The organism is Chamaesiphon sp. OTE_75_metabat_556 (genome assembly GCF_031378165.1).
Lineage (GTDB): Bacteria > Cyanobacteriota > Cyanobacteriia > Cyanobacteriales > Chamaesiphonaceae > Chamaesiphon.
Genome location: NZ_JANNDR010000369.1, coordinates 1 through 1925, shown reverse-complemented (window position 1 = coordinate 1925; position 1925 = coordinate 1). Strand labels below are relative to the sequence as shown.

The 1925-nt window shown below is 43.7% G+C and carries 1 protein-coding gene; it reads right to left on the bottom strand.

The annotated features are described in order from the left end of the window. Nucleotides 1-175: 175 nt before the first annotated feature. A complete protein-coding gene (locus tag RMO27_RS14795; protein WP_309733809.1) occupies nucleotides 176-1597 on the bottom strand; it encodes an ATP-binding protein in 1422 nt (473 codons plus the stop codon). Nucleotides 1598-1925: the final 328 nt, after the last annotated feature.

Genomic DNA, 1925 nt, shown 5'->3' with positions numbered 1-1925 from the left:
GTCCCTTCAACGATCGATCTGAGGATTTGCTCGGATTTTTCACGTTCTAAAATTTCCGCCTGAAGCCTATCGATCGCGATCGTCATCAATTCTACTAACACTCGATCCACCACGATTTATTTGCTCCAAAACAATCGATATTTTAACAATTAATGTTCTCCCCCCGATCGAATGTTTATTTCGGCAAGACGATCGAAAACTCGCTACCTTCACCGACTGTTGATCGCACCATGATTTTACCCCCCATCCCTTCTACCAATGTTTTGGAGATCGCTAAACCTAATCCATGTCCGCCAGTCGTGCGGGCGCGATCTTCATCAACTCGATAAAAGCGTTCAAAAATCCGACTGAGATCTTGGAGGGGAATTCCAATGCCTTGATCGCGTACCCGAATAATTGCCTGTTTATCGATTTGTTCGACTATCAAGTTGATCGTTTTTTCTGCTTGAGAATATTTAATCGCATTATCCAAGAGATTAATTAATACCTGTTTCAATCGATCGCGATCGACAACTGCTTCAACATTTTCTTTTACATCAACTTGAATAGATCGATCACCCAATTTTGCGGTCATATCAACCACTTCTGACACAAGCTCATTCAGTAGTAATGGTTCTAAGTGATAACGAGTATAGCCACTATCGGCTCGTGCCAAATCTAATAGATCCTGAAGCAATTTGATCGTGCGATCGGCTTCCGATCCTGCGGTTTCCAAAGCTTCTCGTTGATAATCATTGAGGTTATTACTTCGCCGTAATAAGCTCTGTAAATAGCCAGATAACACCGTTAATGGGGTGCGTAACTCATGGGAAATATTACCGATAAATTGCCGTTGTTGTTCCCAAGCATCCCCCAACCGCGACAGCATCATATTAAAAGTTTGGGCTAATTCCTTAACTTCAGTTGGTGCATTGTTGAGTTGCAATTGGGCATTATTTAGATCTGCGACAGAAATCGCTCCCGCCATCCGGCTCATTTCTTGTAATGGTTGGAGCGATCGCCGAATCCGCATGGCGATCGCCAGAATTGTGGCAAGAGTTGCTAAAATACATACAGCGGTAAGACCTTGAATCGCCGTAATCAATTGATGTTGCTCGGCGGTGATATCCTGTGCCATGTAAACCTTCCCCAGGGGCTGGTTTTTCGTCTTTACGTCGCCTCGATACAAAATCATATATCGATCGCCAACCTGATAAACTTGGGGCTTGAGCGGCATCTCACCACTGGACATCAATTCGGCTGTCACCTCGCTGGATTTAGCCAGAGTCATCGTGCCATCCGTACTTTTAAACCAAATTGCTAAACCGGGCACCGAGACATTATCGATCGTTTTTTGTAGCCCCTTGGCAGCGGGTAGCATCTCACTATAAAGTTCGACATCGCGAGGAAAGCGATTAGCAATATATTCGACTCGCTGGGTATGAGTCGTAATTAGAATCTGTTGCATTTTCCAACTCGTCCACGCGGCAACGCTACTCAAGCCCAGAATTGAGAGTAGAGATATTTCTAGAGTCAGTCGAAATTGGAGCGAAGCCGGATCGAGATGCCGCTGCCTTACTTGGCGGAACGTCTCCTGGAGTTTAGCGAAGGGTTTCATGGGAAAATCTGGGGAGCCTTTCCTGCAAGCAGTTTGAGCAGCATATTTATTCACTGTAATCTAAAGACTTGCGATCGACCTGATATGACTCTAAGTAAGAGATTAATTTTTGCTGAGAAACACCAGATTTTGGTAGTAAGTAATCCCATCAACTTTTTTAGTATGGCTGTTGTCTTGCGGTTATAAATGATTTAGAGCTAAATATTGGCCGAGAAATTAGCATAGATTTTGCTACCAAATTATTAATCGTTTTCTCAGGGGAAACTCAGGTTGTGAGTTTAAAATTTGTCCATACCTGCATCTCATCTAGTCGATGCCGTTATTCCCC